Source organism: Streptomyces sp. NPDC017056 (genome assembly GCF_044332485.1).
GTDB lineage: Bacteria > Actinomycetota > Actinomycetes > Streptomycetales > Streptomycetaceae > Streptomyces.
On record NZ_JBIRPD010000028.1, the window covers coordinates 47,368 to 66,455 of the forward strand.

The 19,088-nt window shown below is 73.7% G+C and carries 20 protein-coding genes and 1 pseudogene; 9 read left to right on the plus strand and 12 right to left on the minus strand.

What is annotated here, in order from left to right; translation table 11 throughout:
- The first annotated feature begins 41 nt into the window (after window positions 1-41).
- The 3 genes from cmk (at window position 42) to der (ending at window position 2,961) form a co-directional block, all read left to right on the plus strand.
- Window positions 42-755, plus strand: a complete 714-nt coding sequence (gene cmk, locus ACH4OW_RS35585) for a (d)CMP kinase (protein ID WP_398032406.1) — start codon at window positions 42-44, stop codon at window positions 753-755.
- A gap of 89 nt (window positions 756-844) precedes the next feature.
- A complete protein-coding gene (locus ACH4OW_RS35590) occupies window positions 845-1,432 on the plus strand; it encodes a lysophospholipid acyltransferase family protein (RefSeq protein ID WP_360136663.1) in 588 nt (195 codons plus the stop codon).
- A gap of 65 nt (window positions 1,433-1,497) precedes the next feature.
- Window positions 1,498-2,961 carry a ribosome biogenesis GTPase Der gene (der, locus tag ACH4OW_RS35595; RefSeq protein ID WP_360136626.1) on the plus strand — a complete coding sequence of 488 codons (1,464 nt, stop codon included), beginning with the start codon at window positions 1,498-1,500 and terminating at the stop codon, window positions 2,959-2,961.
- A gap of 68 nt (window positions 2,962-3,029) precedes the next feature.
- Here the strand turns inward: der and ACH4OW_RS35600 are convergent, their stop codons facing one another.
- The gene (locus ACH4OW_RS35600; protein WP_360136627.1) at window positions 3,030-3,422 is read right to left on the minus strand and encodes a hypothetical protein; all 393 of its coding nucleotides are present in this window, start codon (window positions 3,420-3,422) and stop codon (window positions 3,030-3,032) included.
- A 204-nt stretch (window positions 3,423-3,626) separates the two neighbouring features.
- Window positions 3,627-4,442, minus strand: a complete 816-nt coding sequence (locus ACH4OW_RS35605; protein WP_360136628.1) for a hypothetical protein — start codon at window positions 4,440-4,442, stop codon at window positions 3,627-3,629.
- Between the two features lie 597 nt (window positions 4,443-5,039).
- Between ACH4OW_RS35605 and ACH4OW_RS35610 the strand changes: the two genes are divergently transcribed.
- Both ACH4OW_RS35610 and ACH4OW_RS35615 read left to right on the plus strand, forming a co-directional pair.
- Entirely contained in the window at window positions 5,040-5,702 is a 663-nt protein-coding gene (locus ACH4OW_RS35610) for a transglycosylase family protein (RefSeq protein ID WP_360136629.1), read from the plus strand.
- A 119-nt stretch (window positions 5,703-5,821) separates the two neighbouring features.
- Window positions 5,822-6,238: pseudogene (locus ACH4OW_RS35615) on the plus strand (transglycosylase family protein); the annotation flags it as partial.
- Between the two features lie 21 nt (window positions 6,239-6,259).
- On the opposite strand, the gene ACH4OW_RS35620 reads toward ACH4OW_RS35615, so the two are convergent.
- The 3 genes from ACH4OW_RS35620 to ACH4OW_RS35630 are packed head-to-tail and all read right to left on the minus strand — an operon-like array spanning window position 6,260 to window position 10,151.
- Window positions 6,260-6,955, minus strand: coding sequence for an ATP-binding cassette domain-containing protein (locus ACH4OW_RS35620; RefSeq protein WP_398032410.1), 696 nt, complete (start codon window positions 6,953-6,955; stop codon window positions 6,260-6,262).
- Window positions 6,952-9,642, minus strand: coding sequence for an ATP-binding cassette domain-containing protein (locus ACH4OW_RS35625; RefSeq protein WP_398032412.1), 2,691 nt, complete (start codon window positions 9,640-9,642; stop codon window positions 6,952-6,954). The genes ACH4OW_RS35620 and ACH4OW_RS35625 overlap by 4 nt, the downstream gene beginning before the upstream one ends.
- Window positions 9,639-10,151 carry a hypothetical protein gene (locus tag ACH4OW_RS35630; RefSeq protein WP_398032414.1) on the minus strand — a complete coding sequence of 171 codons (513 nt, stop codon included), beginning with the start codon at window positions 10,149-10,151 and terminating at the stop codon, window positions 9,639-9,641. Before ACH4OW_RS35630 ends, ACH4OW_RS35625 begins: the two co-directional genes overlap by 4 nt.
- 114 nt (window positions 10,152-10,265) lie before the next feature.
- Between ACH4OW_RS35630 and ACH4OW_RS35635 the strand changes: the two genes are divergently transcribed.
- The 4 genes from ACH4OW_RS35635 to ACH4OW_RS35650 all read left to right on the plus strand — a co-directional run bounded on the left by ACH4OW_RS35635 (window position 10,266) and on the right by ACH4OW_RS35650 (window position 13,719).
- Complete coding sequence (locus ACH4OW_RS35635; protein ID WP_398032416.1) at window positions 10,266-10,814, plus strand: hypothetical protein; 549 nt, start codon at window positions 10,266-10,268, stop codon at window positions 10,812-10,814.
- Window positions 10,792-12,123 (plus strand): ABC transporter substrate-binding protein, encoded by a 1,332-nt coding sequence (locus ACH4OW_RS35640; RefSeq protein WP_398032418.1) that lies wholly within the window; start codon window positions 10,792-10,794, stop codon window positions 12,121-12,123. Before ACH4OW_RS35635 ends, ACH4OW_RS35640 begins: the two co-directional genes overlap by 23 nt.
- Before the next feature lie 410 nt (window positions 12,124-12,533).
- Entirely contained in the window at window positions 12,534-13,481 is a 948-nt protein-coding gene (locus tag ACH4OW_RS35645) for a hypothetical protein (protein WP_398032420.1), read from the plus strand.
- A 67-nt stretch (window positions 13,482-13,548) separates the two neighbouring features.
- A complete protein-coding gene (locus ACH4OW_RS35650) occupies window positions 13,549-13,719 on the plus strand; it encodes a hydrophobic protein (RefSeq protein WP_360136636.1) in 171 nt (56 codons plus the stop codon).
- Between the two features lie 81 nt (window positions 13,720-13,800).
- Here ACH4OW_RS35650 and ctaD read toward each other — a convergent pair whose 3' ends face one another.
- The 7 genes from ctaD to ACH4OW_RS35685 all read right to left on the minus strand — a co-directional run bounded on the left by ctaD (window position 13,801) and on the right by ACH4OW_RS35685 (window position 19,037).
- The gene (gene ctaD / locus ACH4OW_RS35655; protein WP_360136637.1) at window positions 13,801-15,468 is read right to left on the minus strand and encodes a cytochrome c oxidase subunit I; all 1,668 of its coding nucleotides are present in this window, start codon (window positions 15,466-15,468) and stop codon (window positions 13,801-13,803) included.
- 163 nt (window positions 15,469-15,631) lie between these two features.
- Entirely contained in the window at window positions 15,632-15,907 is a 276-nt protein-coding gene (locus ACH4OW_RS35660) for a gas vesicle protein K (RefSeq protein ID WP_030671485.1), read from the minus strand.
- 48 nt (window positions 15,908-15,955) lie between these two features.
- Window positions 15,956-16,177, minus strand: coding sequence for a gas vesicle protein (locus ACH4OW_RS35665; protein WP_360136638.1), 222 nt, complete (start codon window positions 16,175-16,177; stop codon window positions 15,956-15,958).
- Entirely contained in the window at window positions 16,174-16,989 is an 816-nt protein-coding gene (locus ACH4OW_RS35670) for a GvpL/GvpF family gas vesicle protein (RefSeq protein ID WP_398032424.1), read from the minus strand. Before ACH4OW_RS35670 ends, ACH4OW_RS35665 begins: the two co-directional genes overlap by 4 nt.
- A complete protein-coding gene (locus ACH4OW_RS35675; RefSeq protein WP_360136640.1) occupies window positions 16,986-17,309 on the minus strand; it encodes a gas vesicle protein in 324 nt (107 codons plus the stop codon). The genes ACH4OW_RS35670 and ACH4OW_RS35675 overlap by 4 nt, the downstream gene beginning before the upstream one ends.
- The gene (locus ACH4OW_RS35680) at window positions 17,306-18,439 is read right to left on the minus strand and encodes an SRPBCC family protein (protein WP_398032427.1); all 1,134 of its coding nucleotides are present in this window, start codon (window positions 18,437-18,439) and stop codon (window positions 17,306-17,308) included. Before ACH4OW_RS35680 ends, ACH4OW_RS35675 begins: the two co-directional genes overlap by 4 nt.
- A complete protein-coding gene (locus tag ACH4OW_RS35685; protein WP_398032429.1) occupies window positions 18,432-19,037 on the minus strand; it encodes a DNA primase in 606 nt (201 codons plus the stop codon). Before ACH4OW_RS35685 ends, ACH4OW_RS35680 begins: the two co-directional genes overlap by 8 nt.
- Window positions 19,038-19,088: the final 51 nt, after the last annotated feature.

Below are 19,088 nucleotides of genomic sequence, written 5' to 3' on the forward strand. Positions count from 1 at the left end.
GCCCCCGCCCCGCCCCGTGCTCAAGGAAGGTGCTCGACACCGTGGAAACCGCCGCCCGGACCGCCCCGGCTGCAGTGATTGTCGCCATCGACGGCCCCGCAGGCACGGGCAAGTCCAGCACGTCCAAGGCCGTCGCCGGCAAGCTGGGGCTGGGCTACCTGGACACCGGTGCCCAGTACCGCGCGATCACGTGGTGGATGCTGAGCAACGGCGTCGACGTGAACGACGCGGTCGCCGTGGCGGACGCCTCGGCTAAGCCGGTGATCGTCTCCGGCACCGACCCGGCCGCGCCGACGATCACCGTCGACGGCCTGGACGCCGCGGGCCCGATCCGCACCCAGGAGGTCACCGCCGCGGTCAGCGCCGTCAGCGCCGTCCCCGAGGTGCGCGCCCGGATCACCGAGCTGCAGCGCGAGATCGCCGCCGGGGCCCCGGAGGGCATCGTCGTCGAGGGCCGGGACATCGGCAGCACCGTACTGCCCGACGCCGACCTGAAGGTCTTCCTGACCGCCTCGCCGGAGGCCCGCGCGGCCCGCCGCAGCGGCGAGCTGACCGGCAAGGAGGCCGCCGACCTGGCGGCCACCCGGGAGGCCCTGGTCAAGCGGGACGCGGCCGACTCCTCCCGCAAGACCTCGCCGCTGGCCAAGGCGGTCGACGCGGTCGAGGTGGACACCACGGAACTCACGCTGGAGCAGGTCGTCGAGTGCGTCGTCACGCTGACCGAGGCGGCGATGGCCGCGAAGGTGGCGCGGTGACGCAAAGCGGCAAAGCGGCGGGCGCGGACGGCGGCCGGCTGCCCAGCGCGGGCGGCGCGGCGGTCGGCCGGCGGATCGGCATCGGCCTGATGTACGGGCTGTTCAAGCCGCGGGTGCTGGGCGCCTGGCGGGTGCCGCCCACCGGGCCCGTGATCCTGGCGGTCAACCACGCGCACGGCCTGGACGGCCCGATGCTGATGGGCACGGCGCCGCGGCCGGTGCACTTCCTGATCAAGAAGGAAGCGTTCGTCGGCCCGCTGGACCCGTTCCTGCGCGGCATCGGCCAGCTGAAGGTGGACCGCTCCGGCACCGACCGCAAGGCGGTCACCGACGCGCTGGCGGTGCTGGACCGGGGCGGCGTGCTGGGGATCTTCCCGGAGGGCACCCGGGGCGAGGGCGACTTCGCGTCGCTGCGCGCCGGGCTGGCGTACTTCGCGGTGCGCTCGGGGGCGCCCGTGGTGCCGGTGGCCGTGCTGGGCAGTGCGGAGCGCCGGGGCCGGGCGGTCAAGGCGCTGCCGCCGCTGCGCAGCCGCGTCGACGTCGTCTTCGGCGACGCCTTCGCGGCGGGCGACGGCAGCGGGCGGCGTACGCGTACGGCGCTGGACGCGGCGACGCTGCGCGTACAGGAGCGGCTGACCGCTCACCTTGCCCAGGCCAGGCGCCTGACCGGGCGCTGAACGAGACTTGAGTGGTGGACCGCGGACGAGTGGCCACCGATGACGGAGAACGAGGAACGGACTTCATGAACGACCAGACCCCCACCGGCGACGAGCACGGTGCGCTTGGTGACGCCGAGTACACGGAGTTCATGGAGCTCGCCGCGCAGGAGGGCTTCGACCTGGAAGAGGTCGAGGGCGACATCGCCGCGGCCGGTCACGGCCCGCTGCCCGTCCTCGCCGTCGTCGGCCGCCCCAATGTCGGCAAGTCGACCCTGGTGAACCGCATGATCGGCCGCCGTGAGGCGGTCGTCGAGGACAAGCCGGGCGTCACCCGCGACCGGGTCACCTACGAGGCCGACTGGAACGGCCGCCGCTTCAAGGTCGTCGACACCGGCGGCTGGGAGCAGGACGTCCTGGGCATCGACGCCTCCGTGGCGATGCAGGCCGAGTTCGCGATCGAGGCCGCCGACGCGGTGGTCTTCGTCGTGGACGCCAAGGTCGGCGCCACCGACACCGACGAGGCCGTCGTCAAGCTGCTGCGCCGGGCCGGCAAGCCGGTCGTGCTGGTCGCCAACAAGGTGGACGGCCCCTCCGGCGAGGCCGACGCGGCCATGCTGTGGTCGCTGGGCCTCGGCGAGCCGCACCCGGTCTCCGCGCTGCACGGCCGCGGTACGGGCGACATGCTGGACGCCGCCCTCGACGCGCTGCCCGAGGCGCCCGCGCAGACCTTCGGCGGCACCCCGCTCGGCGGGCCGCGCCGGATCGCGCTGATCGGCCGCCCGAACGTCGGCAAGTCCTCGCTGCTGAACAAGGTCGCGGGCGAGGAGCGGGTGGTCGTCAACGAGATGGCCGGCACCACCCGCGACCCGGTCGACGAGCTGATCGAGCTGGGCGGCAAGACCTGGAAGTTCGTTGATACCGCGGGCATCCGCAAGCGGGTCCACCTCCAGGAAGGCGCCGACTACTACGCCTCGCTGCGCACCGCGGCCGCCGTGGAGAAGGCCGAGGTCGCGGTCGTCCTGATCGACGCGAGCGAGTCCATCAGCGTCCAGGACCAGCGGATCATCACGATGGCCGTGGAGGCGGGCCGCGCGCTGGTCATCGCGTACAACAAGTGGGACCAGCTGGACGAGGAGCGCCGCTTCTACCTGGAGCGCGAGATCGAGCGGGACCTCGTGCAGATCCCGTGGGCGATGCGGGTCAACGTCTCGGCGCGCACCGGCCGCCACATGGACAAGCTCGTCCCGGCGATCGAGACCGCGCTGGAGGGCTGGGAGACCCGTGTGCCCACCGGCCGGCTGAACGCCTTCCTCGGCGAGATCGTCGCCTCCCACCCGCACCCGATCAGGGGCGGCAAGCAGCCGCGCATCCTCTTCGGCACGCAGGCGGGCACCAAGCCGCCGCGCTTCGTGCTCTTCGCCTCCGGCTTCCTGGAGGCCGGCTACCGCCGCTTCGTCGAGCGCCGGCTGCGCGAGGAGTTCGGCTTCGAGGGCACGCCGATCCACATCTCCGTACGGGTGCGGGAGAAGCGCAGCAAGAAGAAGTAGCCGCGACCTCGGCGGCGAACGGCGGCGGGGCGGCTCCTCCTGGGAGCCGCCCCGCCGCCGTTTTCCGGTCAGTGACCGTGCGGGCGGTACTCGCGGGGCGCCGGGGGCAGTGCCGGGGGGAAGTGGCCCCTGTGGTGGCCGGCGGTGTGGTGGGGGTGGCCGTGGTAAGGCTGGCGGGCGACGGGTTCCCAGTGGCCGGCGCCCGGCATGTGGCCGGTGGTCGTACGGCCCCAGATGCTCCGCATCGCCTCGGCGCTCATCCCTTCCTCGCCCGTGCGGTCGCCCGGCAGCGCCCGGAAGGAGCGGCGGTACTCGGCGTACAGCGAGTCGTAGATCGGCGTGGCCGAGACGGGGGCGGCGTGGGCGGCCGCCATGGTGGCCGTGGTCGCGTCGTGCGACGGGCGCATGCCGGGGATCTGGTAGGGATACGGGACGCGGGAGGAGGGGTCGTATGGGTGCACGACTGTGCCAACGACCCGGATGCTCCCTGGATGCGGCCTCTGCGGAGAATCGGCTGATCGGCAGGGGGTACGGACGGACGGCGTCCGCGCGCCCCCCGGCACCGAAAACCGGACGGCCGCCCCGCGCCGCTCGGGTGAGCGCGGCGCGGGGCGGCCGGGACGGTCTGGCGGCCTCCTCGGGGAATCCGCTGCGACGGCGGCCCGTCAGGTGCCCGCCAGCGGCATCGAAGCGGCGACCAGCTTGCCCTCGCCGACGGCCTTCTCCATCGCCTGGCGCATCAGGTCCTCGCGCGGCTGGTGGCCGACGGCGCCCACCGGGGCCGCGTACACCAGGACGGTCCGCGCCTTGCCGGCGGCGGCGCGCCAGCCGTCCGAGACGGGCAGCGGCTGGTGCGCCTGCCACCAGGAGTTCGGCTGGCCGTCGGCGCCCGGCTGGAGGATGGCGTGCAACTGCCCGGCGGCCAGCAGCACCGACCAGCCCGGGTTGGGCGCGGGCAGTACGGCCATGTCCGCCACCGGCGCGAAGCCGTGCTCCAGGAGCAGGGGCAGGAACGCGTCGCCCGGCTCGGTGGAGCCGGGGCGGGCGATGGGCCCGGCGGGCTCGACGACCAGCGCGGGGCGCAGCTCGCCCTCGACCAGGACCAGGCCGCAGGTGACACCCAGTGTCGCCTGCCGGTGCTCGCCCGGGAGGGCGGCGAACGGGGCCGCGGCCGGCGGCGCGGCGGCCTCGGCGCCGCCGCCGTCCTCGCCGGTGATGGAGCGCACGGCGCCCTGGAGCTGCTCCTCGGAGACCGGGACGACCTGCGAGGGGATGCACGACGCGTGGGCGAAGGCGAGCACCGCGGTCTCCTCGCCGACGAACAGGACGGTGCTGGTGCGCTCCTGGTCGCTGTCGCCGGGGGTGCGGCAGGAGGTGCAGTCGTAGTTGCCGGGGGCGTTGCCACCGGCCAGCAGGCGGTCGGCTTCTTCGTCACCGATCTCGGCGCGAACGTCGTCACTGACGTCGAGCATGCGCGGCACGGATGGCTCCTCGATCGTTGCGCGGGCAGCCGGCGGGTTCCCGGCTCGTACCAGGACAACGGGCGATCTGTGGCAGGAGTCACGCGCGGCCGGGTACGGAATCGAACCGTTCGAAGCGCAGCGTGAGAAGCGGACCGGAACCGCTCACTCCATGCCAACGCGTGTGACGGGCACGGAAGTTGGATCGGTGAGGTGGGTCACAGATCGCCGGGGCGAGTGGTTGAAAAATGCGGAAATCAGGGAATCAAGTGGGTGGCCGAAAGTGGCTGATACCTCCGGTAACGTCCAACTGGCCAGGCCGGACACCGCCTTGGTTGATAACGGGGCGTAAGCGTCCCTACATTCTCCGGCCGTGTGCACCGAGCACCACCCGGGGACGCCCGCCGTCCGCATCGACCGCCGGCCCGCACGCGGGCCGGTACGCCGCGCAAGGCACGGCACAGGAGCCGAGTCACGTGGCACCGGATGCACCGTACGCAGCACCACCGAGCACGACCGGCACCACCCCGCGGCGGGCGGGGTGCCGCGGTCCGCGGACGCAAGACGCGTCCACGACGCGGCACCAGGGGGACCCCCGGGGCCGTGGAGAGGGATTCCATGCCTTTTTCGAAGGGCGTCATACGCCGTGACATCGCCGCGCTCGCCGGGGCGGCCCTGGTGGCCCCGCTCGCGCTGGTGGCCGCCACCGCAGGACCGGCGCAGGCGGCGGACGGCGGAGTGTGGGACCGCATCGCCCGCTGCGAGAGCGGCGGCAACTGGCACATCAACACCGGCAATGGTTTCTCGGGCGGCCTGCAGTTCACCCACAGCACCTGGCGCGCCCACGGCGGCACGGCCTACGCGCCGACGGCCGCCGGGGCCAGCAGGTCACAGCAGATCGCCGTGGCCGCCCGGGTCCAGGCGTCGCAGGGCTGGGGCGCCTGGCCCACCTGCGCCGCCCGCGCAGGCGCGTACGGGAGCGCGCCGAAGGCCCCGAAGGCGTACCGGTCAGGCCAGCGCGACGGCCGGCAGTACGCGCGGAAGGACGTGCGCAGGGACGTGGGCGCCAAGGTTCACAAGAACGCGCGCGGTACCGGCGGCCACAGCGACCGCGGCAGGGCGCGCGCGGGCACCGGCGGGTACACAGTGCGGCAGGGCGACACGCTCAGCCGGATCGCCGCGGCGCACGGCGTCGGCTGGCGCCAGCTGTACGCCGCGAACCAGGCCGTCATCGGCGGTGACCCGCACCTGATCGTCCCGGGGCAGCGGCTTACGGTCTGACCGCCCCAGGGCGCGATCGCGCCGGACGCCCCGCCCGGTGTACGCCGATCGGGTGGGGCGTGACCCCGGATGGGTGCGCCGGGCTGCGATGCGCTCATATCAGAACATAACGTGACCCGATGTCCCCTATCTTTCGGGCGTCCAAGCTGAAACGCCCCGCGAAGACCGGCCGCCGGCGAGCGGCGTTCCTGGCCGTGTTCCCGGCCGTGATCCTCCTGTGCGTGCCCTGCGGCGCGCAGGCGGACAGCGCGTACGGCGGCTCCCCGTCCCAGGACGGCTGCTCCTCGCGAGGGCTGTGGAACTGCATCGCCGAGTGCGAGAGCGGCGGCGACTGGCAGAAGAACACCGGCAACGACTACTACGGCGGCCTCCAGTTCCGGCAGTCGACCTGGAAGGCACACGGCGGCCTGGCCTACGCGCCGCGTGCCGACCTCGCCACCCGCAAGGAGCAGATCGCCGTCGCCAAGCGGGTGCTGCGCCGCCAGGGCTGGTCCGCCTGGCCGCAGTGCGCCAAGCGGTACGGGCTCGCCGGGCGGCACCGCGCGCTGCCCGGCGCCTCACCGCCCGGCCCGTGACACGGGGCCGGCCCCCGCGAAGCGGGCGGACTCCGCCGGTTCGCCGCTGAAGGCGACGGCGCCGCGCCGCAGGACGTACGCCACGGTGGCGGCCCGGCACAGGGCCGGCGGCAGCGCCTGCTCGGCGACGAGGACGGTGCGCCCGGCGGCCGCGAGGTCGCCCAGCAGCCCGTGCGTACGCGCCGCGACGGCCGGCGACATCCCTTGCGTCGGCTCGTCCAAGAGGAGCAGCCGGGCGGTGCCCACCAGGGCGCGGGCCACGGCGAGCATCCGCTGCTCGCCGCCGGAGAGCGTGCCGGCGCGGCGGCCCAGCAGGGCGCGCAGCTGCGGATAGGCGTCCAGCGCCGGGCCGAGGGCCCCGCCCGGCGCGGCGAGTTCGAGCTGCTCGCCCACGGAGAGCGAACCGAACACCGCGCCGCGGTCGGCGACCAGCGCCAGACCGCGGCGCGCGCGGGCGTGCGCGGGGACGCGGGTGATGTCCGTACCGCCCCACACGACGCGCCCGGAGACGAGCGGCACGGTCCCCGCCAGCGCGCGCAGCACCGTGGTGCGCCCTGAACCGTTGCGCCCGAGGAGAACCGTCAGGTGCGCGCACGGAATCGCCAGGTCGATGCCGTGCAGGGCTTCCAGCGAGCCGTACCGGACGCGGGCCGCGCACAGGGCGGCCTCGACGCTCATGCGTCCGGCTCCGCCAGGACGCGGCCCGCGGGGCCGCGGGTGACGATCCGGCCCGCCGCCATCGCGTGGACCGTGTCGGCCAGCCCGGCGACGAGGTCGAGATCGTGCTCGACGATGAGCAGGGCCGTGCCGTCGGCGGCCAGCGCGCGCAACACGTCCGCGAGCGCGGCCACTTCGGCACTGTCCAGGCCCGCCGCCGGCTCGTCCAGGAGCAGGGTGCGCGGCCGGCCCGCGAGGGCGCGGGCCAGCTCGACGCGGCGCAGGGTGCCGGTGCCCAGCCCGGCCACGGGCGCCGAGGCGAGCGGCCCGCCGAGGGAGAGCAGCTCCAGTGCCCGGCCGGTGGCGGCCGCCGGGTCGGGTACGCCGCTCTGCTCGGCGCCGACCCGGACGTTCTCGGCCACGGTCATCCCCTCGAACACGGCGAGTTGCTGGAAGGTCCTGGCCAGCCCGAGGCGGGCGCGGGCGTGCGGGGAGCGGCGGGTGATGTCCGTCCCGTCGAGCAGCACCTGACCCGCCGCGGGGCGCAGGGTGCCGCACAGGCAGTGGAACAGGGTGCTCTTGCCCGCGCCGTTGGGGCCGACGAGCGCGGTGATACGGGCCGGCGGCACTTCCAGGTCGACGCCGTCCAGGGCGGTGAAGCCGTCGTAGCGGGCGCGGATGCGGCGGGCGGTCAGCCGGCCGGAGGCGGTACGGGGCGGGGGAGCCGGGGGAGGGGGCCGGGGCGCGGGGGCCCGCGCGGGAGCGGCTTGGAGCGCGGCGCGGATCTCAGGCGTACGGGTTACCGGCGTACGCGATACCGGCGTGCGCGCCGGAGCCAGGCGCTCGCGTACTCGCGCGCCGAGCGGCGTCAGCCGCGGTTCCGGAGCGGCGGACAGCCGGGCGGCGGCGCCCCGCAGCGCCTCGTACGGGCCCTGCGGCAGCCGGCCGGAGAGCACGGCGAGCACGCCGATCACCGCGGCGGCCGCGCCGCCGGCGGTCCCCGAGTCCAGGCCGACCAGCAGCGCCGCCGCGGCCAGTGCCCCCAGCGGGCTGTCGGCGCCGAGGACGAGCACGGCCGCGAACCACAGCAGGCCGCGCACCGGGTCGTAGGACGCCGGGTCGAAGGTGCGCAGCGCCATGCCGAGCATCCCGCCGCCCAGCGCGGCCAGCGCGGCACCCACCGCGAAGGCCCCCAGCTTGAGCGCCGGTACGGGGACGCCGGCAGCGGCGGCGCCCGGCTCGTGGTCGCGCATCGCGGCCAGCGCGCGCCCGGTACGGCCTCGGCGCAGCGCCGCCACGCCGAGCAGGGCGAGGCCGAGCAGCGCCAGTTCGAGGACGTAGTACGCGTGGTCGGCGGCGAAACCGGCCGGGCGGTCGAGGGTGAGGCCCGCGGTGGCGTACGGCTGCGCGAAGACGAAGCGGCTGACGGCGACGCCGAAGGCGAGGGTGGCCAGGGCCGTGGCGAGTCCGTGCCGGCGGAGCGCGGGCCAGCCGGTGAGCAGGCCGAGCGGGGCGGTCAGCAGCACGGCCAGCAGCAGGGCGGGCAGCCCCGGGACGGCGGGCAGGCCGGGGAAGCGGCCGGTCGTGAGCAGCGCGGTGAACAGGGCGCCGAGTCCGGCGTAGGCGGCCTGGCCCAGGGAGATCTGGCCGCCGCGCCCGGTGACGACCACGAGAGAGAGCAGCACCACGGCGAGCGCCGGTACCTGTACGGCGACGCGCAGGTCGCCGCCCGCGAAGCCGAGGGGCAGCAGGAAGAAGATGCCGCAGACCAGCCAGGCGCGGCCGTGGCGGTCGGGCAGCGGGCCGGTGTGGAGCGGGCTGCCGGTGCGGCCTGCCGCGTCCGCCAAGGAAGGGGGGAGGCCGAGGCCGCGCAGGGCCAGGGCGGCGGCCAGCAGCGCCACGACGAACAGGTTGGCGCCGACGGCCTGGACGAGGGGCTCCAGGCTGCCTCCCGGGTGCAGCCGGGTGAGCTGGCTCTGCGCCACACCGATCCCCAGCGCGACGGCCACCGCCACCGGGAGGCTGCGCAGCCCGGCCGCCACCGCGACCGCCATCACCTCCATCACCAGCAGCGGCAGGCCGTACGGGTCCAGGCGCAGCAGCGGGGCCAGCAGAACGCCCGTCAGCCCGGCCGTGAAGGAGCCGAAGGCCCAGCCGGCGGCGGCGACCCGGTCGGCGTCGATGCCGCTGAGGACGGCCAGCGGGCGGTTGTCGACGACGGCGCGCAGCTCGCGTCCGAAGCGGGTCCAGCGGGTGACGGCGGCGACCCCTGCGGCCAGCGCGACGGCGGTGCCGAGCTGCACCCAGGGGTCGGCGGGCAGCAGCGCGGGCGCGTCCGCGCGCGCCCCCGGCCCCCACAGCAGGCCCGCGGCGCCGACCAGGAGGACGAACACGCCGAGGGAGGCGACCAGGGTGCGGGCCGGGCCGGCGCCGTGCACCGACAGCGGGCGGAAGACGGCGCGGTCCAGCGCGAGCCCGATGCCGGGCGCGACGAGGAGGAGGGTGACGGCGGCGGCGAGCGGCAGCGGCCAGTTCCAGCCGACCGCCAGCTGCCGCAGGGCGTAGGCGCACACCATGGCGACGGCGCCGTGCGCGAAGTTCAGCACGCCGGTGGCCCGGTAGGTGACGATCAGGCCGATCCCGGTGAGCGCGGCGGCGCTGCCCACCGCGAGGCCCGCCAGGGTGAGGTCGTACGAGAGCGAGCTCACCGCCGCGCGCCGGGACGCCCGGTGCCCGGTTCGCAGACGGGGCAGGGCGTCAGTTCCGCGTCGCCCGGCTCGCCTTCTGCCGGATCGCCGGCGGGCCCGGCGTCCGGGCGGCCCGCCACGAGCGGGCACCCGGGCCGGTGCAGCAACGTTCCGCCGGGTACGGCGAGCGGCGGGCCGGCGTCCGTCTCCGCCGCCCCGGCGGGCCCCTGCGCCGGCGCGGGCCCCGCCGTCGTCCCCTCGGCCCCGTACGTGACCAGCAGCCCGTACAACTCCTCGACGCGCGCCGCCGCCGGGCCCGTCTCACCCCGCGCCACCAGCACCGCCCCCGCGACGATCAGCGCGGCACCCGGGATGGAACAGGAGGCCAGGAAGGGGATCTGGCGCTCGGCGAACCGCTCGCCCGAGACGCCGTACCAGCCGACCGCGCACAGCACCGCCCCGCCCGCCAGCGCCGCCCAGCCGCCCCACGGCGCCAGGCGCGCCCCGAACCGTGTTCGCGCGTTGCGCATCACGCCCCCTCGCGGCTTTCGGCGAATAGCTGCACTATGCCCTGTGGGAACAGCACCTCAGAAGGCTTGTGCCAGACCGGCTCCGGGCGGTCGCGACGACAGGCGGTGGTGTGGATGGCAGTACGCAGAAGGTCAGCGCGGCGGCTTCCGGCGCTGGTGGCGGCGGTGTTACTGGTGGCGGCGGGCACCGCGGGGTGCGGTGACGCCGACGACGGCGGGCAGCCGGCGCCCAGCGGCGCCACGTCGTCCCCGGGCAGCGGTACGGGCCCGGCGGCGAGCGACGCGGCACCGTCCGGCAGCGCTCCGGCCGACCCGGCCGCCGCCGAGCGGGAGATCAAGGAGAACTGGCGGAAGTTCTTCGATCCGAAGCTCTCCAACTCCGAGAAGGCCAAGTACCTCCAGAACGGCGAGGACCTCCAGCTGCTGCTGGAGGCGTTCAACGGGGACCAGCGCGGCAAGCAGGTCTCGGCGGAGGTGACCGCCGTGCGGTTCACGTCCGCGACGGAGGCGGACGTGACGTACAGCCTCCGGCTCAAGGGCGCCACCGCGCTGCCGAACGCCAAGGGCGTCTCGGTCTACCAGGACAAGACGTGGAAGGTGTCCCTCAAGACCCTGTGCGCGCTGGTGGGCATGAGCGGGAATGTGGACGCGCCGGGCTGCTGAGGCGGCCGGTGGCGCGGTGGCGGCGCTGCTGCTCGCGCTGACGTCGGCCTGCGGCAGCAGGCTTCCCGAGAGCGACTTCGAACACCGCGGTACCGCGCCTGCCACGGGCTCAGGGCGCGAGCCGATCGTCGTCGGCGTCATCACCAGTACGACGAGCCCGGTGGGCGGCGAGGCGTTCACCGGGCCGCGGGACGGCGCGCTGGCGTACTTCGCGGCGGTCAACGCCGGGGGCGGTGTCAACGGCCGGCCGGTGCGGGCCGTCACCTGCGACGACGGGGGCAGCGGCGTCGGCAACGACGCGTGCGTGCGCAAACTCCTCACCGAGGACAAGGTCTTCGCGCTGGTCGCGACCACCGCGCTGGACTACGCGGGCGCGCCCAGGGTCTCCGCCGCCGGCGTTCCCGACATCGGGGGACAGCCGGTCGGCGCCGCGTACGACACGTACCCGCACCTGTACGGGATCTACGGCAGCCGGGCGCCGCGGGACGGCAAGGCGCCGGGCTGGGGCGGGAAGCTGTACGGCGGCACGGAGGTCTACCGCTACTTCAAGCGTGCCCAGCGGGCCCGCAGCGCCGCCGTCGTCTCCTACAACCAGGCGGCGTCCGCCGCGTACGCCCGGCTGATCGTGCGCGGCCTGGAGGCCGAGGGGTACGAGGTGATCACCGAGCAGGTCGACTTCGCGCTGCCCAACTTCCCCGCGGTCGCGGCGGGGCTGCGCGACCGGGGTGCCGACCTGGTCTTCGACGCGATGGACACGCACGGCAACGCGCAGCTGTGCGAGGCGATGGACGCGGCGGGGGTCCGGCCGACCGCGAAGGTCACGAACGTCCAGAACTGGTCGGACACGGTCGCCAAGGACTACAAGGACTCGCCGGGCTGCCGCAACGCGCTGTGGGCCACCGGGGCCAGCCGCAACTACGACGATCCGGGGAGCGGTCCGGGCGGCGCGGCGGTACGGGAGTTCCGGGCGGGGATGGCCCGGCACGCCGGGAGCGGGCCGCTGTCCCAGTGGCAGCTGGAGGGCTGGGCGGCGGCGATGTGGTTCACCGACGCCGCGCGCTCCTGCGGGGACCGGCTCACCCGCGCGTGCGTGGAGCGCTTCGTCGGCCTGGGCGCGCCGTACACCGCCCGCGGCCTGCTGCTCCCGGCCTCGTACCGGCCGCGTGCCGAGCCGCCCGCCACCGACCGCACCTGCCTGTCGGTCGCCCGCTGGCGGGACGAGGCGCGCGGCGGCAAGGGCGGCTGGGTCACCCAGGGCAACATGGACACCAACTGTTTCACCGTGCCGCAGCTTCCGTACGAGCCGTGAGGGGCCGCGGGCCGCGCGGCCGAGCCGGTGGCTGCACACCTCGTGACGGGAAGGACCGGGGCGGCATAGCTTGTGGCGGTACAGCACGGAACGGAACTGACGAACAAAGATCCGGGAAAGTTCCGCCATGTCGCTACCGATGTCCTAACTCTTTCGGAACAAGTTGGCCAAACGCCTCAACCCGGAACCGCGGCCCCGGGTCTAACCGTTCAGGAGACGGACGACCGAACGCGTCCGCGGGGCGGCCAAGGGACACGGAGCGGGATACCGGAACGGATGCACATCTCATTCCTGACGCACGTCCGTGACATCGGAGTGACGACCCGGACGACGTACAACCCGGCCCCGGGGCGCGGGGCGTACGCAACCAAGGACGCGGCGCGAGCCGCTGTGAGAGGGGTGCGGACGGTATGAACGCGTCGACACAACTGCCCGCGACGGGCGCCGGGACGGCCGCGGCCCCCGGCAGCCGCCCGGCGGACGGAGCCGCGCAGCCGCTGCGCGCTGACTGCATAGCCGACTCCGCCGGCGGGCTCACCTTCGACATCACCGCCCCGCAGGGCAGCAGCACGGTCTGGAGTGCGGCGCTCGTGCTGCGCCCGCGCGACGGCGGCGAGGAGACCCGGCTGCCGCTCGGCCCGAACGGGACCGGACGGCTGCGCGCCGTGCTGCCCAGCACCGTCGCCCTCCCCGAGGGCCGCTGGAACGCCTACGCCGACCTCGGCGACGGCCGGGAGCCCCAGCGGCTGCTGCCCGGCGTCAACGACCTGCGCTCCCTGGTGGACCGCCGGCCGCTGGCCGGCATCGGGCGGCTCGGCGTCCGCATCCCGTACACGACCGGCTCCGGCCGGCTCGCGCTGCGCAGCTGGCTGCGCGGACCGCACGCCGAGGCCGGTGACATCCTCGTCGACGCCGGCGGCATGACCGTGGTCGGCCGGCTGTACGGCGCCGCGCTCGGTCCCGGCGCCCGCGCCGAGGCCAGGCTCCGCCGCGGCGCGCCGGAAGCGGACGGTACGGCCGAGCCCGGCGCGGCGGCGGACCCGGCCATCACCGTCCCGCTGACCGGCGAGGGCCCCGGCTTCTCCTTCACGCTGCCCTACACACAGCTGGCCGAGCGCTGGGAGCGGGGCGGCGAGCACTGGGAGCTGTGGCTGTGCGCGGCCGAGGGCGCCGAGCCGGTCCGCATCGCCCGGCTGCTCGACGACGTGCCGGAGAAGGAGGAGGTCTTCGTCTATCCGGCGCTGCCCGTCGGCTGCGTGGCGGGCCGGCTGGCCATCGGCCCGTACTACACGTCCGACAACGACCTGACGATCCGGGTCACGGACGGCCCGCCGGACACCGGAGCGGACGGCCGCTGACCGTGCCGCCGTACGACGCATAACACCGCGCACCCGGGGCACTCGGAGCAGCGGAGGTGCGAAACACATGGTTCCTGTTCTCTTGGTCCTGCTTCTCGCGCTGATCCTCTTCGGCGCCGGGTTTGCGCTCAAGGCACTGTGGTGGATCGCCGTCGCGGTGCTCGTCGTATGGCTGCTCGGATTCCTGTTCCGCTCCACGAGCGCGGGAGGCGGCCGTACCCGCTGGTACAGGTGGTAGACGCGGACCACACCGTCCGCTCCTCGTCCCGCAGGCACACGGCCCCCGGCACCGCCGGGGGCCGTCGACTTGCCCGGCGGCTTACCTGTCCTGGTCGACCGGCGGTTCGATCCGTACGACCTCGGGGTGGTGCAGGTCGAAGGCGGGCGACTCCGAACGGATGCGGGGGATGGTCAGGAAGTTGTGGCGCGGCGGGGGACAGGAGGTCGCCCACTCCAGGGAACGCCCGTAGCCCCAGGGGTCGTCCACCTCGACCTTCGTGCCGTACTTCGCCGTCTTCCAGACGTTGTAGAGGAACGGCAGCGTGGACAGGCCGAGCAGGAAGGCGCCGATGGTCGACAGGGTGTTCAGCGCGGTGAAGCCGTCCGCCGCCAGATAGTCGGCGATCCGCCGCGGCATGCCCTCCACGCCCAGCCAGTGCTGCACGAGGAACGTGGTGTGGAAGCCGATGAACAGCGTCCAGAAGTGCAGCTTGCCGAGCCGTTCGTCGAGCATCTTCCCGGTGAATTTCGGCCACCAGAAGTAGAAGCCGGCGAACATCGCGAAGACGACCGTGCCGAAGACGACGTAGTGGAAGTGGGCGACGACGAAGTACGTGTCGGTGACGTGGAAGTCCAGCGGCGGCGAGGCCAGGATCACGCCCGTCAGCCCGCCGAACAGGAAGCTCACCAGGAACCCGACGGCCCACAGCATGGGCGTCTCGAAGGACAGCGACCCGTGCCACATCGTGCCGATCCAGTTGAAGAACTTCACGCCCGTCGGCACCGCGATCAGGAACGACATGAACGAGAAGAACGGCAGCAGCACCGCCCCGGTCGCGAACATGTGGTGCGCCCACACCACCACCGACAGCCCGGTGATCGCCATCGTCGCGCCGATCAGCATCACGTAACCGAAGATCGGCTTGCGGGAGAAGACCGGGATGACCTCGGTGATGATGCCGAAGAACGGCAGCGCGATGATGTAGACCTCCGGGTGCCCGAAGAACCAGAACAGGTGCTGCCACAGCAGCGACCCGCCCCACTGCCCTTCGAAGACCACCGAGCCGAAGCGCCGGTCCGCCTCCAGCACCAGCAGCGAGGCCGCCAGCACCGGGAAGGCGACCAGCACGAGGATCGAGGTGAACAGCACGTTCCACGTGAAGACCGGCATCCGGAACATCGTCATGCCCGGCGCGCGCATCCCGATGATGGTGGTGAGGAAGTTGACCGAGCCGAGGATGGTGCCGAAGCCGGAGAGCGCCAGCCCCATGATCCACATGTCGGCGCCGATGCCGGGGGAGCGGACCATCGAGCTGAGCGGCGCGTACGCGGTCCAGCCGAACGCCGCGCCGCCCGTCGACACCAGCAGGCTGCCCAGCACGATCAGGCCGCCGAAGAGGAACAGCCAGTACGAGAGCATGTTCAGCCGCGGGAAGGCCACGTCGGGCGAGCCGATCTGCAACGGCATGATTTCGTTGGCGAAACCCGCGAAGGCCGGGGTGGCGAACAACAGCAGCATGATCGTGCCGTGCAGCGTGAACGCCTGGTTGAACTCCTCGTTCGTCAGGATCTGTAACCCGGGCCGGGCCAGCTCCGCCCGCATCAGCAGTGCCAGCAGGCCGCCGACCAGGAAGAAGCCGAAAGCGGTGACCAGGTAGAGATGGCCGATCTTCTTGTGGTCGGTGGTCGTCAGCCAGTCCACCACGACCGCGCCGGGCCGCCGCGCCCGCACCGGCCCCGGGCCCGCCTCCACGGTGTCCGTACCCATCTGCGCCACCTCGTTCACCAAGAAACCACCGGTGGGCCGCCGGCTCACCGGTACGGGACGTGCTCGGGCTCACGCCATGATGGCCGTCAGGACCGCGTCACGCGAGAGGGCGTACGCAGCCCGGCCGGATCATTGCGGCACACCGCGGGGTGCGCGGCGGTGTTCACTCCCGGGGCAGCAGCGGGCCCAGCGGCCCGAGGTCCAGGTTGAGTTCGTCCTTCCCGATGCCGTACCGCTCGCACAGCTCGCCCATTCGGCGCTCCAGCAGCATCAGCGTCAGGCCGATCCGCTCCTCCTGGTCCTCGGACAGATCGCCCTGGTCGACGCGGCGCAGCGCCTGCCGCTCCATGAGCTGGTGCAGCAGCTCCACCACCGTCAGCACCAGCCGCACCAGGTCCCGCTCCACGGTGTCCTCGTCCAGCTCGACGCGCCGGGTCATCTCGCCACCTCCTCGCAGTTCTCCGATGTCACGACCCCCGCCCCGCTGTCACGGCTCCCGCTCCTCGAAGGGCGAGGGGATGTTGGCGTTCACCGAGCTGATCAGCGCCCGCAGGTCGATCCGTACGAGATCCACCTCCGCGATCCGCAGGGTGAGGTCGCCCGCGATGACCGCGCCGCCCGCCAGCAGCCGGTCCAGCAGGTCGACGAGGGCGATCTGCCGTTCGGCCAGGGGGTTGTCCGAGACCGGTCCTGCCGCCGGGTACGTCATGCGGCGCCTCCGTCCGCGGCGGTGGGCTGCGGCGGCTGCGCGAAGGAGTACGGGGCCCACGGTCCGGTCAGCTCGATCCGTACGCCGGGGCTGCGGTCCGCCAGCTCGCCGACCAGCCCCGCGAACGCCCCCGCCTGCTCGCGCGGGATCAGGTAGGCGCCGTTGAGCACGTTGCGCCCGCTGGCCCCGGACAGCCGGGCGTCCTGCGGGCGGTGCAGCCGGCTGCGCTCCGCGAACTCCTCCAGCGCCTCGTGGGCGGCGCGGGCGAGTTCGTCGGCGCGCCGCTGGGACTGCTCCTGGGCCTGCCGGTGGGCGAGCCGCCGGCGCAGGAAGTCACGGCCCGAGCCGTCGGCCGGCGCCTGGCGGGCGGAACCGTTCGCGGGCACGGCCGGCTTGGCGGTGCCGGCGTCGTCCACGTACGCCTTCACGCCCCACTCCACCCGGCCCTCCAGGCTCACCAGCGTGCTCAGGAACTCCTCGGCGCGCTGCGCGAGCACCTGCCGGACGCCGCGTTCGTCACGGTGCACGGTCACCAGGCGCAGCGGCAGCACGCAGAAGTGCGCGGCGGCGGTGTCCACCACGCTGCGGTGCGCGCGGGCGGTGCGCTCCAGCCAGGCCATGTCCTCCAGGTGCGCGCGCAGCGCCTCCTCCTCGAAGTCGGCTGCCGGCACCCGGGAGACGAGGGCGGCGAGGGCGCCCTCCGTGACGGTCTCCACGGGGGCGTCCGCGACGCCGAGCAGCCCGTCCTGCGGCGCGCTGCCGGCCCGGGCGACGGCGTAGGTGTACAGCAACTCGTCGCCGTGGGTACTCAATTGATCTCCTCTCGCGGCTCCTGCTCCTCCAGGGCGGCGATCCGCTCGCGCAGCCGCTCGTTTTCCCGGGCGAGTTCGCGGCGCCGGGCGCCGGAGGACAGCGACGGGTCGTCGCGCCACCAGTCGATGCCCATCTCCTCCGCCCGCTCGACCGAGGCCACGATCAACCGGAGTTTGATCGTGAGCAGTTCGATGTCGAGCAGGTTGATGCGGATGTCACCGGCGATCACCACGCCCTTGTCCAGGACGCGTTCGAGGATGTCGGCGAGGTTGGCGCCGCCGTTGGAGGAGCCGTAGGGGGAGGGAACCTGGGAACTCATCGGGCCGGCTCCGGCTCCGGCTCGTACTCGGCGTCCTCCTCGTCCGCCGGCTCCTCCTCGTAGTCGTCCGCGGCCTCGTCGTCCTCGTCCTCGCCCTCTTCCTCGTCGTCGTACGCGCCGTCGGCGTCGGAACCGGCCTCTTCGTCGTCCGCGGCCTCGTCCTCGTCCTCGTCCTCGTACGCGTCCTCGGCGTCCGGCTCCTCGTCGGTGTCGTCGCCCGCTTCTTCCTCGTACGCGTCCTCGGACGGCTTCTCCGCGCCTTCGGTGCCGCGCCGCTCCCCGGACTCCTCCTGCTCTCCGGATTCCTCCCGCTCCTCGCGTTCGACGGCCTCGTCGTGGCCCACGACGACCTCGCCGTCGCGGATCTCGCCGCGCCACTCGCCGGTCGCCTCGCCCCGCATCATCACGAAGCGGCGGAAGTGCTTGAGGTCGAGCCGCGCGCGGCGGCCCTGCGCGCGCCAGATGTTGCCGGTCTTCTCGAACAGGCCCTTCGGGTAGTACTCGATGACGAGCAGCACCCGGGTGAGGTTCGCGGCCAGCTCGTGGAAGGTGACGACACCCTTGAGGGTGCCCTTGGCGCCCTCGGAGGTCCACGCGATCCGCTCGTCGGGGACCTGCTCGGTGGTGTGCGCCTTCCAGCTGCGGGTCGACCAGAAGACCTTGGCGCGCCAGTTGGAGTCGGTGTCGTCCGCGGACTCCACCCCCTGCACGCCCTTGGTGAAGGTGCTGAACTCCTGGAACTGCGTCCACTGGTTGTACGCCTCGCGGACCGGCACGCCCACGTCGACGTCTTCGCTGATCGTCACGAACTTGCCCTGGCCGCCGCCGCCCTTGCGCTTGCCGGTGAGCTTCCCGAAGGCGCCCTTGACGGTGTTCTTGGCGGTGTCCTTGACCGCGCCCTTGAGCGTGTCCTTGATGACCGGGCCCACCAGGCTTTCGCTGCGGCCCTCGGCCACGTCCGTGAGCCGGGTGGTGGCCTCGCCGAGCCGCTTCCCGGTGGCGACCAGCAGGCGCTGCGCCTGGGCCGCGGCGAACGAGACGGCCTCCTCCTTGAGGCGGTCGACGGCCGGGTTGCCCGCCACGCTCTCCTTGACGACGGCCACGGGGCCGCCGGACTTCGACTCAGCCACGGTCCTCACCACCCGTCCGCCGGGCGCTGGCGCGGGCCGTCTTCTTCGCGGCCGAGGCGCTCTTCGCGGCGGTCTTCTTCGGGGCGGCGGACGCCTGCTTCGCGGGCCGCTTGCGCCGTTCCGGCGCGTCTCCCGCGCCCGACTTGGCGCCGGGCTTGGCGGGGGCCTTCGAGCGCGCGCTCTGCTTCTTGGCGGTGCCCCGGCTGCCACCCGAGGACCCCGAGGACTCCGGGGGCTCCGAGGACTCTTCCTCCTCCTTGCCGCCGCGCCCGGTCTCCCCGGCGTCCAGCTGGTCGCGCACGTTCAGCGTCCGTTCGTGCAGGCTGTCCGCCAGGGAGTCGAGGCGCTTGGTGACCAGCGCGCCGGTCGCCGCCTTGCCCACGCCCTTGAGGTCGCCGCGCAACTGCTCGCGCAACTCCTTGAGCTGCGGATTCGCGGCTATCTGGTCATTGACCAGGGAGAGGAGTTGCTGCGGGCTGAGGTTCAGGCGCTTGCCCAGGACCATGCTGCCGATACCGATGGCGAGCTTGGCCTTTTTCGTACGGCCGAGCAGATAGCCTCCGGCGACGGCCAGCACCAGTGCCGGCCGGTTCTTCATATCGGGGATCTCCTCAATGTCTGTGCGGTGGTTGTCACGGGACCGGCGGGC

What these genes read in the sequence shown, in the direction of transcription:
- ACH4OW_RS35590 (WP_360136663.1), top strand. Translation starts at nt 845, where the DNA reads ATGTACGGGCTGTTCAAGCCGCGGGTGCTGGGCGCCTGGCGGGTGCCG.
- der (WP_360136626.1), top strand. Translation starts at nt 1,498, where the DNA reads ATGAACGACCAGACCCCCACCGGCGACGAGCACGGTGCGCTTGGTGAC.
- ACH4OW_RS35610 (WP_360136629.1), top strand. Translation starts at nt 5,040, where the DNA reads ATGCCTTTTTCGAAGGGCGTCATACGCCGTGACATCGCCGCGCTCGCC.
- ACH4OW_RS35620 (WP_398032410.1), bottom strand. Translation starts at nt 6,955, where the DNA reads ATGAGCGTCGAGGCCGCCCTGTGCGCGGCCCGCGTCCGGTACGGCTCG.
- ACH4OW_RS35630 (WP_398032414.1), bottom strand. Translation starts at nt 10,151, where the DNA reads ATGCGCAACGCGCGAACACGGTTCGGGGCGCGCCTGGCGCCGTGGGGC.
- ACH4OW_RS35635 (WP_398032416.1), top strand. Translation starts at nt 10,266, where the DNA reads ATGGCAGTACGCAGAAGGTCAGCGCGGCGGCTTCCGGCGCTGGTGGCG.
- ACH4OW_RS35640 (WP_398032418.1), top strand. Translation starts at nt 10,792, where the DNA reads ATGTGGACGCGCCGGGCTGCTGAGGCGGCCGGTGGCGCGGTGGCGGCG.
- ACH4OW_RS35645 (WP_398032420.1), top strand. Translation starts at nt 12,534, where the DNA reads ATGAACGCGTCGACACAACTGCCCGCGACGGGCGCCGGGACGGCCGCG.
- ACH4OW_RS35650 (WP_360136636.1), top strand. Translation starts at nt 13,549, where the DNA reads ATGGTTCCTGTTCTCTTGGTCCTGCTTCTCGCGCTGATCCTCTTCGGC.
- ctaD (WP_360136637.1), bottom strand. Translation starts at nt 15,468, where the DNA reads ATGGGTACGGACACCGTGGAGGCGGGCCCGGGGCCGGTGCGGGCGCGG.
- ACH4OW_RS35660 (WP_030671485.1), bottom strand. Translation starts at nt 15,907, where the DNA reads ATGACCCGGCGCGTCGAGCTGGACGAGGACACCGTGGAGCGGGACCTG.
- ACH4OW_RS35665 (WP_360136638.1), bottom strand. Translation starts at nt 16,177, where the DNA reads ATGACGTACCCGGCGGCAGGACCGGTCTCGGACAACCCCCTGGCCGAA.
- ACH4OW_RS35675 (WP_360136640.1), bottom strand. Translation starts at nt 17,309, where the DNA reads ATGAGTTCCCAGGTTCCCTCCCCCTACGGCTCCTCCAACGGCGGCGCC.
- ACH4OW_RS35685 (WP_398032429.1), bottom strand. Translation starts at nt 19,037, where the DNA reads ATGAAGAACCGGCCGGCACTGGTGCTGGCCGTCGCCGGAGGCTATCTG.